Annotated in this window: 14 protein-coding genes and 1 tRNA gene; 8 read left to right on the top strand and 7 right to left on the bottom strand. The window is 68.2% G+C overall.

Annotation, left to right across the window (positions count from 1 at the left end; genetic code table 11):
• Positions 1 to 43 precede the first annotated feature (43 nt).
• Positions 44 to 2,161, bottom strand: coding sequence for an ATP-binding protein (locus tag DSX2_RS18415; RefSeq protein ID WP_020881839.1), 2,118 nt, complete (start codon positions 2,159 to 2,161; stop codon positions 44 to 46).
• Between the two features lie 231 nt (positions 2,162 to 2,392).
• On the opposite strand from DSX2_RS18415, the gene ricT reads away from it, so the two are divergent.
• The 3 genes from ricT (at position 2,393) to DSX2_RS14955 (ending at position 6,195) form a co-directional block, all read left to right on the top strand.
• On the top strand, positions 2,393 to 3,637 hold the full coding sequence (gene ricT, locus DSX2_RS14965; RefSeq protein WP_020881838.1) for a regulatory iron-sulfur-containing complex subunit RicT: 1,245 nt from the start codon (positions 2,393 to 2,395) through the stop codon (positions 3,635 to 3,637).
• A 76-nt stretch (positions 3,638 to 3,713) separates the two neighbouring features.
• Complete coding sequence (gene metG, locus DSX2_RS14960) at positions 3,714 to 5,714, top strand: methionine--tRNA ligase (RefSeq protein ID WP_020881837.1); 2,001 nt, start codon at positions 3,714 to 3,716, stop codon at positions 5,712 to 5,714.
• A 10-nt stretch (positions 5,715 to 5,724) separates the two neighbouring features.
• Positions 5,725 to 6,195 carry a metal-dependent hydrolase gene (locus DSX2_RS14955; RefSeq protein WP_020881836.1) on the top strand — a complete coding sequence of 157 codons (471 nt, stop codon included), beginning with the start codon at positions 5,725 to 5,727 and terminating at the stop codon, positions 6,193 to 6,195.
• 102 nt (positions 6,196 to 6,297) lie between these two features.
• Here DSX2_RS14955 and DSX2_RS14950 read toward each other — a convergent pair whose 3' ends face one another.
• From DSX2_RS14950 to DSX2_RS14940, 3 genes are read right to left on the bottom strand one after another with little or no spacing between them, the layout of a single operon-like run.
• On the bottom strand, positions 6,298 to 7,116 hold the full coding sequence (locus tag DSX2_RS14950) for a J domain-containing protein (protein WP_020881835.1): 819 nt from the start codon (positions 7,114 to 7,116) through the stop codon (positions 6,298 to 6,300).
• Complete coding sequence (locus DSX2_RS14945) at positions 7,113 to 7,619, bottom strand: YkgJ family cysteine cluster protein (protein ID WP_020881834.1); 507 nt, start codon at positions 7,617 to 7,619, stop codon at positions 7,113 to 7,115. Before DSX2_RS14945 ends, DSX2_RS14950 begins: the two co-directional genes overlap by 4 nt.
• 4 nt (positions 7,620 to 7,623) lie before the next feature.
• Entirely contained in the window at positions 7,624 to 8,070 is a 447-nt protein-coding gene (locus DSX2_RS14940) for a CoA-binding protein (RefSeq protein ID WP_052014808.1), read from the bottom strand.
• A gap of 37 nt (positions 8,071 to 8,107) precedes the next feature.
• On the opposite strand from DSX2_RS14940, the gene DSX2_RS14935 reads away from it, so the two are divergent.
• On the top strand, positions 8,108 to 9,331 hold the full coding sequence (locus DSX2_RS14935) for a Xaa-Pro peptidase family protein (protein WP_020881832.1): 1,224 nt from the start codon (positions 8,108 to 8,110) through the stop codon (positions 9,329 to 9,331).
• Positions 9,332 to 9,341: 10 nt separating this feature from the next.
• Here DSX2_RS14935 and DSX2_RS14930 read toward each other — a convergent pair whose 3' ends face one another.
• The gene (locus DSX2_RS14930) at positions 9,342 to 11,342 is read right to left on the bottom strand and encodes a cytochrome c biogenesis protein CcdA (RefSeq protein WP_020881831.1); all 2,001 of its coding nucleotides are present in this window, start codon (positions 11,340 to 11,342) and stop codon (positions 9,342 to 9,344) included.
• Positions 11,343 to 11,522: 180 nt separating this feature from the next.
• On the opposite strand from DSX2_RS14930, the gene DSX2_RS14925 reads away from it, so the two are divergent.
• Positions 11,523 to 11,598, top strand: a tRNA-Lys gene (locus DSX2_RS14925).
• 409 nt (positions 11,599 to 12,007) lie between these two features.
• Complete coding sequence (locus DSX2_RS14920; protein WP_020881830.1) at positions 12,008 to 12,451, top strand: response regulator; 444 nt, start codon at positions 12,008 to 12,010, stop codon at positions 12,449 to 12,451.
• Positions 12,452 to 12,458: 7 nt separating this feature from the next.
• Here the strand turns inward: DSX2_RS14920 and DSX2_RS14915 are convergent, their stop codons facing one another.
• Positions 12,459 to 12,848 (bottom strand): response regulator, encoded by a 390-nt coding sequence (locus DSX2_RS14915; RefSeq protein WP_020881829.1) that lies wholly within the window; start codon positions 12,846 to 12,848, stop codon positions 12,459 to 12,461.
• Positions 12,849 to 12,887: 39 nt separating this feature from the next.
• Positions 12,888 to 13,928: a sigma-54-dependent Fis family transcriptional regulator gene (locus DSX2_RS14910; RefSeq protein WP_020881828.1), complete on the bottom strand. Its 1,041-nt coding sequence runs from the start codon at positions 13,926 to 13,928 to the stop codon at positions 12,888 to 12,890.
• A 384-nt stretch (positions 13,929 to 14,312) separates the two neighbouring features.
• On the opposite strand from DSX2_RS14910, the gene DSX2_RS14905 reads away from it, so the two are divergent.
• Complete coding sequence (locus DSX2_RS14905; protein ID WP_020881827.1) at positions 14,313 to 15,308, top strand: sulfite exporter TauE/SafE family protein; 996 nt, start codon at positions 14,313 to 14,315, stop codon at positions 15,306 to 15,308.
• A gap of 60 nt (positions 15,309 to 15,368) precedes the next feature.
• Positions 15,369 to 15,779 (top strand): hypothetical protein, encoded by a 411-nt coding sequence (locus tag DSX2_RS14900; RefSeq protein WP_020881826.1) that lies wholly within the window; start codon positions 15,369 to 15,371, stop codon positions 15,777 to 15,779.
• Positions 15,780 to 15,784 lie beyond the last annotated feature (5 nt).

The following is a 15,784-nucleotide window of genomic DNA, read 5'->3' as shown; positions in this document are numbered from 1 at the left end:
ATTCCTCGACGGTAAAGAGAAAAAAAGACGAGGGGTTGGGGCATTATATTGACTTCCTGGCCGCGGGCAGGGTCATGGTCATGGTCGTGCCCGTCCCCGGCGTGGAGGCGGCCGTGAGCTCGCCGCCGTAGTGCGCGACGATCTGCCTGCAGATGGCCAGGCCGAGGCCCGTGCCCGGCGGCTTGTCGCGCAGGGTGTCGCGGCGCATGGTCTGGTGGAACTTGTCGAAAACCTTGTCCAGTTCTTCCGGCGGGATGCCGACTCCGGTGTCGGTTACGCGGACCGTGACCTCTCCGCCCGCGTCCGTGGCGAAGAGAGTCACCGCGCCCTTGGAGGTGAACTTGAAGGAATTGTCCAGGAGGTTGATCAGGACCTGGGTCATGCGGTCCTTGTCCGCGCGCACGGCGGGCAGGCTTTCGGGCAGCTCGAGCTTGAGCGCCACTCCCGAGTCCTGGGCGCGGGCCTGGAAGGTCGCGGCCACGTCCGCGAGCAGGCCGCTCAGGTCGAAGACATCGTCCTGCCAGTCCATGCGGCCGGACTCGATCTTGGCCAGGTCGAGCACGTCGTTGATGAGCCTGGTCAGCCGCTCGCCCTCGCTGATGATGATCGAGAGGTTGCGCAGGATGCGCTCGCCGCGTTCGGAAAGGGCGGGGTTGCCCTGCGCCAGGGCGGCGAAGTGGCGCGCGAAGTCCTTGTGGATGAGTTTGGCGAAGCCGAGGACGGCGGTCAGCGGCGTGCGCAACTCGTGCGAGACGTTCTGCAGGAAGTTGGTCTTCAGGGTGTCCATCTCCTGCAGGCGGCGGTTGGCCTCCTCCAGCTCGCTGGCCTTGTTGGCCAGGGCCTCGGTGCGCAGGCGGACCTGGCTCTCCAGGGTGCGGTTGATCTCGTCGAGCTCTACCTGGCGCAGCTGCTCGGTCTGCATGAGCTCCTGCAGCGAGCGGACCATGCCGTTGAACTGCAGGCAGAGGTCGCCGATCTCTCCGCGCAGGTTCTCGTCCGCGCGCACCGTGAAGTCGCCTGCCTTGAGGCGGCGGTAGGCGTTGGACAGGGAGTTCACCGGCTTGAGCAGGTTCGCCAGGAGCAGGGCCAGGGCGAGCCCGAGCACCCCGACGGCCGTGAGGCCGGTCACTGTCAGGGTGTCCACGAACCCGGAGACCTGGGCGGCGAGGCGCGAGGAGGGCATGGAGAAGACGGCGTACTGGTTGCCTCCGGGCAGTCGCACGGTCCAGAAGACGCTTTGCGGGAAGGCCCCGTCGCCCGGAAGCTCGCCGTGCGCGGGGACGAACGGGGCCGTCTGCCTCGCCGCGGCGGCGATGATCTCCCTGCAGCGCGCATGCCAGGGGCCGGAGTCCAGGAGGTATTCCTTGCTGCCCGGGTCGGGACTCGTGGAGGCCATGACGTCGCACTGCTCCCCGAAGACGGTCAGCTCGCCGCCGGATCCTGCAGATATTTCCTGGAGATAGCGGGCGTAGTCTCTGGCCGCCTTGGCCTGCGCGTCCGCGACTTCGTACTTGTAGACGTCCAGGGGCGCGAGGCTGACCACGAGCCAGCCCCACTGTGCGACGCGCACGGCGGAGGCCAGGGCAGGACGGATGGAGTCCGGCGACGAGAAGGCAGAGGTGGCGTATTCGAAGACGGGAACGGAGCCTGCATCGTCCAGGGCCCGGTCGAGCTTGGAGAGGAAGCTCCGGGAAATGTGCGAAGCGGGCAGGGACGAGGCCAGGAGCCGCCAGTCGCCGGCGTCGTCCGCCTCGAAGACCAGGAGATCGGCCCGGGCGAAGGGCGCGGGCGGCAATGCGACGCTTCGCAGCGCTTCCTCCCTGGCCTGGGCCGCCGTCATGCGTCCAGCCAGCGCTTCCCGGCGGTAGATGGCGCAGATGTCCCTGTACTGCGTGGCACGGTCTGCGAGAGAGGTCTGGAAGGACTGAAGGCGCGTGCGGCGGAATTCGTCGATGTCCTGGTGCAGGTGCTCCATGCCCGAGGTCGTGCCGGCGAGCAGGGCCACGGCGGTGCGGGCGTGGATGTCGCGGAAGACCCTGAGGCCCTTGACGTACGTCACGGCCGAAGCTGTGACGAAGGCCGCCGCCATCACGCAGAGCATGGGCAGAAAGAAGCGCCAGAAGGTTCTGGGCAGGGCGGTGCGGGCGCGCGTCCGTGTCATGTCGGCCTCGAAAAGCGCGGATAGCAGGAGAATGCGGTCAGGGGAGAGGGACGTCCGCGTCACCCCCCCAGGCCGGAACGTCACGTGGGGTCTACCGCCCCGTGTCTGGAAAAGCAAGTCGCACAGGGGCTGGCGGAATTGAAGTTTTGCGGGCTTTTGTCTATGCTGATCCACTTTCGCCCCGGCCTTTTGCAGGGGCGACTACTGCCAAGGATCGCCAAGGACCACAGAATGAGCCGCACGGTCGGGGTCAAGTTCAAGGATTACGGTCAGGTTTATTATTTCGACGACGGCGGCTACGCCCTCGCGCTCGGCGACGCGGTCGTCGTGGAGACGGAGCAGGGACGAGGTCTCGCCCGCGTGGCCTCGATCCAGGACGACGTTCCGCCGCAGTGCGATCCGGAGCAGATGAAGCCCATCTTCGGACCAGCGACCGACGCGGATTTCGCGCAGCAGGACGAAAACGACGCGCTGGCCCGCCAGGCGCACCGCTTCTGCCGCGAGCGCATCTCCGAGCGCGGGCTGGACATGAAGCTCGTCGAGGTCGAGGTCTTCTTCGACAAGAGCAAGGTCATCTTCTATTTCACCGCGCCCGGCCGGGTGGACTTCCGCGAACTGGTCAAGGATCTGGTGCGCGAGTACCGCACCCGCATCGAGCTGCGGCAGATCGGCGTGCGCCACGAGACGCAGATGATCGGCGCCGTGGGCAATTGCGGCCAGCTCTGCTGCTGCCGCCGCTTCCTGCGCAAGTTCGACCCCGTGACCATCAAGATGGCCAAGGAGCAGAACCTGTTCCTGAACCCGACCAAGATTTCCGGCATCTGCGGCCGCCTGCTGTGCTGTCTGGGCTACGAACAGCACAACTACGAGGAGTTCCAGCGCCGCTGTCCGCGCATCGGCCGCCGCTTCCGCACCTCCATCGGCATGGTCAAGGTCCTGCGCTCCAACTTCTTCCGCGAGACGCTGGCCGTGCTCACGGAGGAGGGAGAGGAGCGCGAGATGACGCTCGACGAGTGGATCGAGATCAGCAGCCGGAGCGAGCCGGGCGGCGAATCCCCCGGGCAGGGGAGCGGGGCGCCCGCCGCCTCCTCCGAACCCAAGGCCGAGCCCAGAACCGAGTCCGGAGCGGGCGCCGGGACCGAGGGGGGCGCCGAGGCGCAGCCTGCGGGCGGCGAAGGGCGCGAGCCCCGTCCTCCCCGCCAGCCGCGGGAGGATTCGGGACGCAGGGGGCCCGACCGTCAGGGAGGCCGCCAGGGCGACCGCCAGTCCGAGGGACAGGGCGAGGGCCAGTCCGAGCATTCGGCCGACCGTCAGCCCGACCGTCAGGCCGACCGTCAGGGCGACAGGCAGGGCGGAGACAAGCCCGGCGAGCAGCAGGGCGAGCGCAGGCCGGGTCAGGGCCGCGGCGGACGCGGACGGCGTCCCCGGCGCCGCGGCGGACGCAAGGGCGGAGGCGGCAACAAGGCCGAGTCCTGATTTTTACCGGGCCGCCCGCGCGGCCCTCAGCCATCCAGCATACGCGAGCATCAGCGCATACGACGAGGAGTCATCCGTGGAGCGTTTCTACATCACCACGCCCATTTACTACGTCAACGCCGTGCCCCACCTGGGACACGCCTACACCACCACCGTGGCCGACTGCATGGCCCGCTTCAACAGGGCCATGGGCCGGGACGCCTACTTCCTGACCGGCACGGACGAGCACGGCGACAAGATCGTGCAGGCCGCGGAGAAGAGCGGGCTCACGCCCAGGGCCTACGTGGACGAGATCAGCGGCCACTTCAGGGCGCTGTGGCCGGAGCTGTCCATCAGCAACGACGACTTCATCCGCACCACGGAGCCGCGCCACGTGCGCGTGGTGCAGAAGCTCCTGCAGCAGATCTACGACGCGGGCGACATCTACTTCGGCGAGTACGGCGGCCACTACTGCACGGGCTGCGAGCGCTTCCTGACCGAGAAGGAGCTGGTGGACGGCCTGTGCCCGGACCACAAGACCAAGCCCGAGTACATCGCCGAGAAGAACTACTTCTTCCGCATGTCCAAGTACCAGGGCTGGCTCTTGGACCACATCAAGGCCAATCCGGACTTCATCCGGCCCGAGCGCTACCGCTCCGAGGTCGTGAGCATGCTCGAGATGGGCGTGCTCGAGGACCTGTGCATCTCCCGGCCCAAGTCGCGCCTCACCTGGGGCATCGAGCTGCCCTTCGACACGGACTACGTCTGCTACGTCTGGTTCGACGCCCTGGTGAACTACCTCACGGCCGTGGACTGGCCGGACGGCGAGAAGTTCGGCCGCTACTGGCCCGCGGTGCAGCACCTCGTTGCCAAGGACATCCTGAAGCCCCACGCCGTGTTCTGGCCGACCATGCTCAAGGCTGCGGGCATCGAGCCGTACAAGCACCTGAACGTGCACGGCTACTGGCTGGTCAAGGAGACCAAGATGTCCAAGTCGCTGGGCAACGTGGTCAAGCCGCTGGACATGTCCTGGAAGTACGGCCTGGATACCTTCCGCTATTTCCTGCTGCGCGAGATGCGCTTCGGCAACGACGCCTCCTTTTCCGAGGAGGCGCTCGTGGCGCGGCGCAACTCGGACCTGGCAAACGACCTGGGCAACCTCTTCAACCGCACCCTGTCCATGGCGGGCAAGTACTTCGGAAGCCGCGTGCCCGCGCCGCAGGACGCCTCGGGCGACGAGGACCTGCGCGGGCTGGCCGCCAACGCCGTGGGCAACTTCGTGCGCCTCTTCGGGGAGTGCAACTTCTCCCAGGCGCTCGAGAGTCTGTGGGAGCTCGTGCGCGGCCTGAACAAGTACGTGGACGCGCAGGCGCCCTGGGCGCTCTTCAAGGAGGGCAAGACCGAGCGGCTGGCCGAGGTCATGTACGGGATGCTCGAGTGCATGCGCAAGGTCGCGGCCTGCCTCGTGCCGGTCATGCCCCAGGCTGCCGGGCAGATGCTCGAGCAGCTCGGCGTCATGGGGACGCCCGGCCTGACAGACGAGGCCGACGCCTGGGGCCTGCTCAAGCCCGGCAACGTCCTGGCCCAGGCCTCCACGCTCTTCCCGCGCATCGAGCTGCCCGCCGCCGACGACGCGGCCGCCTGCCCGACGTCCGCCAAGGGCGAAATGGGCGGAAAGGGCAAGGTCGCCAAGGAAGCCGAGGCCGCCAAGCCCGCCGCCGGGCCCAAGGCCAAGGCAGACGCCTCCGCCAAGGCTCCGGCCGAGGCGCCGGGCGAGATCGAGTTCCCGGACTTCCAGAAGCTCGACCTGCGCGTGGGCCATGTGACGAGCGTCGAGCGCCATCCGGACGCCGACCGCCTGCTCCTGGTGCAGGTGGACCTCGGCGAGGAGCGGCCACGCCAGGTCGTGGCCGGGCTGGCCGAGTTCTTCACGCCCGAGGATCTGGCCGGGCGGCAGGTGGTGCTGGTGGCGAACCTGAAGCCGAGGAAGCTTCGCGGCCACGAGTCCCAGGGCATGATCCTGGCCGTGCGCACCGAGGCGGGCATGGAGCTGCTCACGGCCTCGGGTTCGGTCGCGCCGGGCTCGAAGGTCTCCTGACGGGCGGCGCATGCCGGGGTACAAGACCCATCTCGCGGGCGGCCTGATCCTGGCGGCCGGGGGGCTCGGCATCCTCTTCTGGGCGGGCGTCTACTGGCCCGGCTTCGAGAAGGCCGCGGTGCTCCTGGCCATCGCCGCCCTGGCCGCGCTCTTTCCGGACGTGGACACCGATTCCAAGGGGCAGCACCTCTTTTACGGCGCGCTCTTCATCGGCGACCTCGGGCTCATCGCCTTCGGCCGCTACGTCTGGGCCGCGCTGCTCGGGCTCTTCGCCATGCTCCCGGCCGTGGGGCAGCACCGGGGCTGGACCCACACCTGGTGGGCCGCCCTGGTCGTGCCCCTGCCGCTCCTGCTCCTGCCGCCCTACCTCTTCGATTCGCGCTTCCTGGGGCCGGACTGGCACCGCTTCCTGCCCTACTACCTGGCCGCCGTCGCCGGATACGTCTCCCACCTGCTCATGGACGGGACGCTCAAGAGCTGAGCCGTTCCTCGGAACGACGTCCCTGCGCGGCCGTCCTGCGACGGGGCCGGTGGAAAAGGGCGGCGACACGGACCGCGGCGCCTTTTGGGGGATGAAAAGGGGCTATTTGGGCAGGAGGCGGAGGTAGAGGTCGCCCTTGAAGGGACCCAGGTGGCGGCCGAGCTCCTTCAGGCGGATGGGCTTGCCGGGCACGAAATCCACGGGCAGGCGGACCTCGATCTGCTTTTCTTCGCCGGACAGCCCCAGGCGGACCTTGAGGCGCACGGTGCGGCCGGGCAGGAGGCTTCCCGGGGGGAGGTAGGCCGTGTGCTCGTCGTCGAGCTGGCCCCTGAACCAGGACTTGATGCCGCCGAAGATGCCCTGCGAGAGGTCGAGCGTGACCTTGCGGCCGCCCCAGGCCAGCTCCAGGGCGCGACGCTGCAGCTTCTTGGGCGGCTGGCCCGTGCCCTTGCGCACCTGTGCGTAGATGTCCTCGAAGACCTTGCGCGCGAAGGGGTCGCGCAGGATGTCGCGCAGCACCTCCTCCTGGCGGAACTCGAAGCGCGCGCTCCCGGCCGAGAATTCGGTCCTGGTCTCGCTGCGCGTCTCTGCCTGCCGCTTCTTCTCGAAGACGTCGCGCGCCGCCTCGCGGGCGTAGGCCTCGTCGGCCTGCCGGGCGTTGCCCGCGGGCTCGGAGGGCCTCTGCCGCCTGCGTGCGCGGGCGCCGGACGCGGGGCCGCCCGGGCCGGCTCCCTGCTCGGCGCTGCGCGTGAGGACGACGTAGGCCTCGTTCAGGCGCTGGAACTTGCGCGAGGCCTCCGGGTCGTCGGGGTTCAGGTCCGGGTGAAGCTTGAAGGCCAGGCGGCGGTAGCTGGTCTTGATGGTCTCGAGCGTGGCGCCCTGTTCCACCATGAGGATGCGGTAGCACTCGGTCAGGGTCATGCGCCGTTCCCGTCGTCTCCGCCCGTGCCGTCGTTTCCCGCGCCGCCGCCCGCGACCATGGCGAAGCGCAGCGCGCCGGGGAGGTCTTCTCCGTCCTCGCGGCCCCGGCCGAGCGCGTGCTCACGCACGTAGGCCAGTCCGGCGTCGCGGAAGGCCTCGTGCCCGGCTTCGCGGAGGATGCCGCGACAGTCCACGGCAACCATGTCGAAGCTCGTCTCGTCGAGCAGATTGCCCGCGAAGAAGGGCCAGGCCCGGCAGACGTCCGGCCGGGCCTCGTGCGCGCCGCAGCCCTTGAGCCCGTGGTCGTAGAAGATGCAGTAGCCGTCGTCCGAGCAGCGCAGGCGCTCGCGCCCCGCCTTCTCCTCGGCGTAGGCGGCCAGGAAGGCCGGGGCCTCCATGGAGAAGTGGGCGGCCAGACGGGCGACGTCCTTGCGCATGAGGATGATGCCGCCGCTGCCGTGGCAGCAGTGGCCGCACCGCTTGCAGGTGAATACGTTCTGCATGGTCCTATCCGGAGAAACGAGGGTCCAGTATCTGTTCGAGGAGCCTGCGGTGCTCGACCATCAGGCAGAGGTCCTCGATGACCATCACGCCCTTGGGTTCGAGCAGGGCGCGGGCTTCCGGGCTGAAGACGCCCTGCTGCATCCAGAAGCAGCGCGGCAGCACGGGCATGGCCAGCACCTCGCGGGCGTGGGCCGCGCAGTGCTCCGAGGCGCGGAACAGGTTGACCATGTCCACCGGGCCGGGCAGGGAGCCCAGGTCCTGGTATGTGGTGAGTCCCCAGACGCCCGTGCGCTTGGGGTGCACGGGATAGACCGTGAACCCCGCACCGATGAGATAGCGGCCGATCCTGTCCACCGGCCTGCCGGGCCTGTCGTTGGCCCCGACCACGGCGATCGTCTTGACTGAGGCCAGCAGGGGGGTTAGCTCGGTATCCTTTGGCGGAAACATCATTACCCCTTCACGATACGTTCGTTCGGAGCACTACACGATGTTCGAAGCATTGGAAAGAATCCCGCTCGAGGAAATCACCGCCCGCTGGGCGCGCTGCCGCGATCTTCTCGAGGTCTCCATGCCCGAGGCCGGTGGGCTTTTCGCCTTCACCAAGACCAACATCTACTGGCTCTCCGGCACGCTCACCCAGGGCGTCTTCTGGCTGCCGCGCCAGGGCGACCCGGTGCTCTTCCTGCGCCGCGGAAGCGAGCGGGCGCGGCTCGAATCGCCCATGGCGAACATCGTGGAGTTCCGTTCCTACCGCGACATTCCCCGCCTGGCCGCCGAGGCGGGCTGCCCCCTGAGCACCGTGATCGCGGCGGAGAAGGGGGGACTGCCCTGGAACCTGGCCGACTCGCTGCAGAAGAACCTCTCCGAGACGGCCTTCCTCTCCGGTGACGGCATCCTGGCCCGGGCGCGCGGCGTGAAGAGCGCCTGGGAGCTGGACAAGATGCGGCTGTGCGGCGCGCGCCACCACAAGGCCCTGCACGAGCTGCTGCCGCAGCGCATCCGCCCCGGCATGAACGAGCGCGAGATCAGCCTCGCCACCTGGCAGGTCTTCTTCGAGCTCGGCCACATGGGGCACATGCGCATGAACGCCTTCGGCGAGGAGATCTTCCTGGGCCACGTCTCGGCGGGCGACTCGGGCAACTATCCGAGCGCCTTCGACGGCCCGCTGGGACTGCGCGGCGAGCATCCGGCCCTGCCCTTCATGGGGTACCGCGGGACGATCTGGAAGGAGAGGCAGCCCCTGGCCGTGGACTGCGGCTTCGCGCTCGAGGGCTACATCACGGACAAGACCCAGGTCTTCTGGGCAGGGCCCGAATCCTCCATCACGGACGAGGCCCGGCGCGGCCACGACTTCTGCGTGGCCGTGCAGGAGTGGCTGGCCGAGAACCTGCGCCCCGGCGCCACGCCGAGCGAGCTGTACCTGCACTGCACGGACTGGGCGGCCAGGGAGGGGCTCAGCGAGGGCTTCATGGCCCTGGCGCCGAACACCGTCAAGTTCGTGGGCCACGGCATCGGCCTGGCCGTGGACGGCTGGCCGGTCATCGCGGACGGCTTCGACGAGCCGCTGGAGGAGAACCAGGTGGTGGCGCTCGAGCCCAAGTTCGGCGTGCCCGGCCTGGGCATGGTCGGCGTGGAGAACACCTTCGTGGTCACGCCGCGCGGCGGCGAGTGCATCACCGGCTCGGACTACTCCATCATCTGCCTGGAGTAGCCCGGGCGGCCTACTGCGCCGCGGGCTGCGTCCCCGGCTGCACCCCTGAGTGCATCTTTGCGGGCGCCTCGGTCGTTTCGGGGCGCCGCGCGAATTCCTTCTCTAGGGCCTTTTCCAGCGTGGCCGATGTGAACAAGTCGCGCAGCACCAGGGGCGAGCGCGCCTGCCCGCTCGCGGGAAAGAGCGCGACCACCGGGATGGAGCGGCTGTCCATGGCTTCCAGCAGCGCCTCAGCGGCCGGGTCGGAGCGCGTCAGGTCCACCTTCACGAAGCGCAGGCCGTAGAGCCGCTTCCAGCGCGCCATGTTCTCCTCGGTCAGCACCGTCAATTCCAGGAACTTGCAGTTCGGGCACCAGTCCGCCGTGAAGTCCACGAGCATGGGCTCCTTGCCCAGCATCTGCTCGAAGGCGGCGGGCTCGTAGCGCTGCCAGCCCGCGTCCGGAACGGGCGGATGGGCGGCCCAGACCCAGGCCGCGGCGACCAGGGCCACGGCGGCCAGCCGCACGGAGATCCTGTGGCGCAGGGGATGGGAGAGCGAGGTCCAGCTTCCCCACATCCAGGCCGCGAAGGCCGTGATCAGAAGCAGGATGACGGCGCGCTCGAGCGACCATGCGGGCAAGGTTCCCAGGAGGTAGACCGCCGTTCCGGCCAGGAAGAATCCGGCCAGCTTCTCCACGAACAGGGTCCAGCGGCCGGGCAGGTTGAAGATGAAGAGCATGTGCGGCCTGGCGCACATGAGGAGATAGGGCGAGGCCATGCCCAGGCCGATGCAGGCGAAGACGACGGCCACGACCTGCGTCGGCTGCATGAGCGTCCAGGCCAGCACGCCGCCGAGGAAGGGGCCGGAGCAGGGCGTGGCCAGGAGCGTGGCCAGGCAGCCCGCGAAGAAGGACGAGGCGCGCGACTGCGGCCCGCCGCCCGCCGGGGCCTTGAGGTCCACTATCGGCAGGGTGAAGACGCCGAAGAGCGAGAGGGAGAGAGCGAAGACGATGACCACCAGGGCCAGGACCGTGCGCGGGTTCTGGAAGATCTGCCCCCAGGCCAGGTCGAGCGAGGCCAGCAGTCCGGCCAGGAAGAGGAAGTAGGTGATCACGCCCAGGGCGAAGTAGAGGTTGAAGGTGCGGAAGCAGCGCACCGGGTTCGGGTGGCTCTCGCGCGTGCAGCCGGAGAGCAGCCCCTTGAGCTTCAGGCTGGCCACGGGCAGGACGCAGGGCATGAGGTTCAGCACGAGGCCCGCCAGGAAGGCCAGCAGCGCGGCCTTGAAGAGCCCCGTGACCTCCATGACCGGCTCGATGAATCGCGGGGAGTAGGGCGTGGGGCCGAGCTTGGCTCCTCCTGCCCCCGGGGTCGCCCCGACGGGGACCGGGCCAGTCGTGCCTTCCAGTGATGTCGTGCCGGAGGCGGGTGCGGTTCCCGGCTTCGCGGAAAGAGCATCCTTCCACCAGGGCTGGGCCGTTGCGGGCTCGGGCCGGGCAGGGGAGGGCGCCACGCTCTGCGTGAACGAGAGTGGCAGGCAGCGCGTGTGCGAGCACATGAGCATGGAGATCGTGAGGCGCACGGGTTCCGTCATGCCCGCGGGCAGGGGGATGAAGAAGCGCGTGGCCTTCTCGTGGACGCGCACGGTCTGGCCCGAGCCGAAGGGATCGGGCTTGCCGCGGCCCTCGGGGTAGAGCGTGGCGAAAGGCAGCGGACCCGCTGCGGTGGCCGCGGCGATGCGCGTGGGCTGTCCGAGGGGGCCGGGATCGTTGGCGTAGAAGTACCAGTCCTTCTCCGGGGTCAGGGTGACCACGAGCAGCCCGGATGCCCCCGCCGGGAAATGGCCCCGGCCGGGAGTCCCGGCCGCCGGGAGGGCGTAGTAGGCCGTCTCCACGCGCACGGGGTTCTTGTCGGCCGCGCCTGCCGGAGGCTGCAGCAGGGTCTGCGCGCCTGCCGGTGCGGCCCGGATTCCCAGGAGCAGGAGGATGGTGATGAGAAGGGTGCGGAAGACGGATGCGTGCGGAGTGCGGGGCATTTTCGTTCCTTGGAAGCGCCGGGCGCCCGCTGGAGGCCGCACGGCACGGTCTGACGCGAAGATTAGCAGAAGCGGGAACCCCCGTAAATGCTGGCTCGAAAAACAATTCGCAACTTTTCTCTCAATTGCGCTTGACAAATGAGCCGCGTCTCTCTAGATACGTCTCTCGCGTTTGGCGACGGGCTACTAGCTCAATAGGTAGAGCAGCTGACTCTTAATCAGTTGGTTCGGTGTTCGAGTCACCGGTAGCCCACCACGAAAGTACTACGGGCCGTTCCCCCAGGCCGGGGGCACGGCCCGTTTTTTTATGCATTTCCTCTTCCATTCCCCCTTCGTTCAGGACGTGCCCGTTGCAGGCGAGAAAGTTCGCCGCTGCAGGTTTTCCTTTGCCGGTGCATGGTGCCGGTCCGCGCGCGGCCATCCCCTGGCCGCCCGGCGGAAGGTGTGTCGAGCGATGAGTTAATATACCATCCCAGTCTGAAAAATATTGACTTCCATTTCGCCGCTGCCTAGTAGGACAGAAGAGCAGGGCGAACAGCTCGCCGTGCCCGCGCATGCGGGCAAACTGCCGAGGCCTTCGCGCGAATGTTCCGGAACCCGAGCTTCCCCCCATGGGATTCCCGCATTCGCGCAGCGCCCGGCAGCGAACTGCTGACGGAGCCAGCATGCTTCAAGGAAAGAACATTCTCATCGCGGACAGCGATTCGGCCAACGCCGTCATTTCGCGGATTCTCGTCGAGCGCTGGGGGGCAAGGGCACGGTGCGTCGCCACCGGGCAGGAAGCCCTGGAGCTCGCGCTGACGGGAAACTTCGACCTCCTGGTCACGGAGATGCTCCTCGCGGGCCTCTCCGGGGCCGATCTCATCCGTGCCATTCGTGAAGAGCCGGACCCCGTGGGGTGCATGGCCATCCTCGTGCTGCACGCGGGGCCTGTGCCCCCGGGCGAGCGCTGCCTGCTCGAGGTGGAGGCGGACGACTGTCTGCCGAAGCCGTTCGATTTCCAGGCCTTCGGCGCCAAGGCCTCGGCCGCGCTCGACCGCGCGGCCCTGCGCTGCGATGACGAAGAGGGGAACAGTCGGCTGCGGGCCAACGGATGGCAGGGCGAATGACCCGGAATCACTCCGTGGGCTGACCGGCCTTCGCCCCTCCGCGGGCCGCGCGAACGGCGTCTGCCAGCTCCTCCAGGGTGACGGGCTTGACCAGGCAGGCGGCCGCGCCGAGCTTCTTGCCCTCCGCCGCCATGCCGTCCGAGGCGTCGCCCGTGAGCAGGATCACCGGCAGCCCCGGGTGCGCCGCGCGCAGCCCGCGCAGCACCGCGAGCCCGTCCATGCCCGGCATGCGCAGGTCCACGACGGCCACGTCGGGCGCCTCGCGCGCCGCCTCGGCCAGGGCATCCCCGCCGCTGGTGGCACGTCGCACGTCCGCCCCGCGCCGGGCAAGGCGCTTGCCCACCACCTCCACGAACTCCGGCTCGTCGTCCACGAGTAGGATGCGCACTCCCTGCATCTCCCCCCTCCCTCCGTTCCCGGCCGTCGCCGGGCGTCGCTAAAGCCTCAGCCCGTACGCGCTGACCTTGTGGCGCAGGGTGCGCGGGCTGATCTGCAACAGCCGCGCGGTCTCGGTCTTGTTGCCCCCGGCGGCCTTGAAGGCGCGGCGGATGGCTCTTATCTCGGCCTCCTTGACCGCTGCATCCAGGGAGAGGCTGGCCGGGCCGTCGGCCAGGGCCGAGGCCGCGACCTCCATGTCCATCTCGAGCGGCAGGTCCGTGGGCCGCACGACCCCGCTCTCGGCCATGAGCACGATGCGCTCGATGAGGTTCTTGAGCTCGCGCACGTTGCCCGGCCAGGAGTAGTTGTAGAGGACCTTCTTGGTGTCCTCGGACAGGATCAGATCCTTCTTGTGGTAGCGGTGGCCGAAGACCTCCATGAAATGCTCGGCGAGCGGCGCGATCTCCTCGCGCCGTTCGCGCAGGGGTGGCACGGAGATGGGGATGACGTTCAGGCGGTAGAAGAGGTCCGCGCGGAACGTGCCGTCGCGCACCATGTCCTGCAGGCGGCGGTTCGTCGCCGCCACGATGCGCGCGCGGAATGCGATGTCCTTCTCGCCGCCCAGCCGCTTGAAGCGCTTCTCCTCGAGCACGCGCAGGAAGTCCACCTGGTTCTGTGGCGGGATCTCGCCCACCTCGTCGAGAAAGAGGGTGCCGTCCTCGGCCAGCTCGAAGCTGCCCTTCTGCAGCCGGTTGGCGCCGGTGAAGGCCCCGGGCTCGTGGCCGAAGAACTTGTCCGCGAAGAGCTCGCCCTTGAGCACGCCGCAGTTGACCGGCACGTACGGCTTGTTGCGCCTGCCGGACAGGGTGTGGATGAGCCGGGCGAAGAGCTCCTTGCCGGTGCCGGACTCGCCGACGATGAGCACCGGCGCGTCCGAGGCCGCCACCTGGGCGGCCACGCGGCGAAGCGCCCGCATGTTCACGGACCTGAAGAGGAATGACGTGCCGCCCGGCAGCAGGTCGGAGAGGGCGTCGTCGTCCAAGTCGAGCGGCAAATTTTTGCCGCTGCGGTCCTTGTGATCACGCATCAGGGTGGTCATGGGCAGATCCTTTGCCGGATGCGCCTTTCGCCCGCCTTGAGGCCGTTTGGCCGCATTCCTCGCGGCCGCGCGGGCGATTTCAAGGACTCGTCGGGCTGCCCTCCGGGGAGGGGTTCATCCGTGCGTTGTTACCGAATCTAGCATGACTCGCGGTACGCGGCAAGAATTTGCCGATCAGCGGCAATAATTTGCCGCTAACCATTTTGATCTGTTTTAGAAACATCAATTATTTCAGCAGAGTTTATGTTGGTACGGGTTTTGTTTGTTCTTATTGGAACAAGGCGAACACCGGCCACCGCAGCCGGGGGCCGCGCACACGGGAGGGGCGGCTCACGGCAGGGCCGCGGAACCGACTAAACATCTTCTTGAGGGAGTGCGACTGCAATGAAACTGACGAGCGGATCGGCAACAACGGCGACTGTCGCCGCCATGCTTCTGGGTGTGGCGGCCCTGGCGGTCTTCCTTCCCCACCTGGCCCACGCCTCCACCGACGCGGCCGGGCAGGCGGCCCAGGCCGCCACGGAACAGGCCATCGCGCTTAAGCCCTGGTGGTTCTGGCCCGCGGTGCTCTCCGTCTTCTGCTTCGTGCTCGGCATCATCGCCGTGCTCGCGGGCGTGGGAGGCGGCGTGCTCTACGTGCCGCTCGTCAGCGGCTTCTTCCCCTTCCACCTGGACTACGTGCGCGGCGCCGGCCTCCTGGTCGCGCTGGCCGGAGCCCTGGCCGCCGGTCCGGGCCTCTTGCGGCGAAATCTCGCCAGCCTGCGCCTGGCCCTGCCCGTGGCCCTCATCGCCTCGGCCTGCGCCATCGTCGGCGCCTTCATGGGCCTGGCCCTGCCCACCAACGTGGTCCAGCTCTGCCTGGGCGGCACCATCCTCTTCATCTGCGGCCTGCTGCTGCTCTCCAAGAACGTCACGCGCCCCGTGGTCACCACGCAGGATGCCGTGGGCCTCGCGCTCGGCATGAACGGCTTCTACCGCGACGAGGGCACGGGCGAGGACATCGAGTGGAAGACCCATCGCACCCTGCCGGGCCTCCTGCTCTTCATCATCATCGGCATCATGGCCGGCATGTTCGGCCTGGGCGCCGGCTGGGCCAACGTGCCCGTGCTCAATCTGCTCATGGGCGCGCCGCTCAAGGTCGCCGTGGGCACCTCCAAGTTCCTGCTCTCCATCACCGACACCTCGGCCGCCTGGGTCTACCTGAACAACGGCTGCGTCATCCCGCTGATGGCCATTCCCTCGATCATCGGCCTGATGCTCGGCTCCTTCGTCGGCGTGCGCCTGCTGGCCAAGGCCAAGCCCAAGTTCATCCGCTACATGGTCATCGGCGTGCTGCTGCTGGCCGGCGGCAAGGCCTTCCTCAAGGGGCTCGGCATCTAGCTGTCGCAGTCGGCAGTGTTCCAGAACGAAACGATTCGCGCACGCGCTAAGGAGAACGCCATGTCTTCCAAGACTTCGCCCGAGCAGATCAAGTACGCCAACATGCTCTTCTACGGAGCCTGGGCCTCTTTGGCCATCATGCTCGTGACCTATCTCGTCTACGTCTTCGGCATCCTCGCGCCCCACGTGCCGCTGGAGGAGCTGATCAAGCTCTGGCGCACGCCGGTGCACAACTACCTCGAGGTCGGGCAGGTGCCCCAGGGCTGGGGCTGGGTCAGCCTCGTCGGCTCGGGCGACTTCCTGAACTTCGTCGGCATCGCCATCCTCGCGGGCATGACCATCATATGTTTCGTGCCGCTCATTCCGGCCTACCTGAAGCAGAAGCAGCCCGTGTTCGCGGCCATCGCCGCGGCCGAGGTCCTGGTCCTGCTGCTGGCCGCCTCGGGCATCGTCAGCGGCGGGGGCCACTAGGCGGA

It is taken from the genome of Desulfovibrio sp. X2 (assembly GCF_000422205.1).
Taxonomy (GTDB): domain Bacteria; phylum Desulfobacterota; class Desulfovibrionia; order Desulfovibrionales; family Desulfovibrionaceae; genus Alkalidesulfovibrio.
Note: the sequence above shows the minus strand (reverse complement) of the source record. Positions and strands in the feature narration are given on the sequence as shown.